This window comes from Kineococcus indalonis (assembly GCF_009906395.1).
Taxonomy (GTDB): domain Bacteria; phylum Actinomycetota; class Actinomycetes; order Actinomycetales; family Kineococcaceae; genus Kineococcus; species Kineococcus indalonis.
Genome location: NZ_JAAALM010000859.1, coordinates 1 through 1,027 on the forward strand (window position 1 = coordinate 1; position 1,027 = coordinate 1,027).

Genomic DNA, 1,027 nt, shown 5'->3' on the forward strand with positions numbered 1-1,027 from the left:
GGCGGGCGCTTCTGAGCGGTGCCGCGGGGGCGGTCCCGAGCTGCCCCGCGGGGCGGGGACCGGGATCATCGGGCGGGTCGGCACGACGAGCAGCACGAGAGGACGAGACGTGGCGCAGAAGCAGTCGATCCTGGGGCGCATCGCGCAGCTGGCGCGGGCGAACGTCAACGCGCTCATCGACCAGGCCGAGGACCCCGAGAAGGTGCTGGACCAGGTGGTCCGCGACTACACCGCGAGCATCGCCGACGCCGAGGCGGCGATCGCGCAGACGATCGGCGACCTGCGCCTGGCCGAGGCGGACCGCGACGACGACGTGGAGGCGGCGCGGGAGTGGGGCGCGAAGGCGCTGGCGGCCTCGCGCAAGGCCGACGAGCTGCGCGCGGCGGGGCGCGCGGGCGAGGCCGACCGCTTCGACGAGCTGGCCAAGCTGGCCCTGAAGCGGCAGATCTCCTTCGAGCAGGAGGTCAGCGCGGCCACCCCGCAGATCGCGGCGCAGACCGAGGTCGTCGACAAGCTCAAGAGCGGCCTGGCGTCGATGAAGGAGAAGCTGGGCGAGCTGCGCCGCGAGCGCGACCAGCTCGTGGCCCGCGCCAAGGCCGCGCAGGCGCAGGCGCGCGTGCAGGAGGCGGTCGGCTCGATCGACGTGCTGGACCCCACCTCGGAGCTCTCGCGCTTCGAGGAGCGGGTGCGCCGGGAGGAGGCCCGGGTGGCCGGGCGCGCGGAGCTGCAGGCGGACTCGCTGGACGCGCGGTTCGCCGAGCTGGAGGACCTGGGCACCGACCTGGACGTCGAGGCGCGCCTGGCCGCGCTGAAGTCCGGCTCCTGACCCCGCCGGCGCCCGTCGGCCTCCCCCGACCGCCCCGGCCGCCCGCGCGGCGGCCGGGGGCGGCCACCGCCCGCACGTGATCACGACCAGTGGCGGTGGCGCGACCGGGTGCGACGGACGTCGGGTGCGACGTTCAACGATCGGCCGACGGCCCCGCCCCGGGCGCCTCCCTACCCTGTGGGAGTGAGTGCAGTCCCGTCG

The 1,027-nt window shown here is 76.0% G+C and carries 1 protein-coding gene; it reads left to right on the top strand.

Features of this window, described 5'->3' with window-relative positions; all coding sequences use genetic code 11:
* Positions 1-109: 109 nt before the first annotated feature.
* Entirely contained in the window at positions 110-826 is a 717-nt protein-coding gene (locus GTR00_RS21585) for a PspA/IM30 family protein (protein ID WP_166613545.1), read from the top strand.
* The last annotated feature ends 201 nt before the right edge of the window (positions 827-1,027 follow it).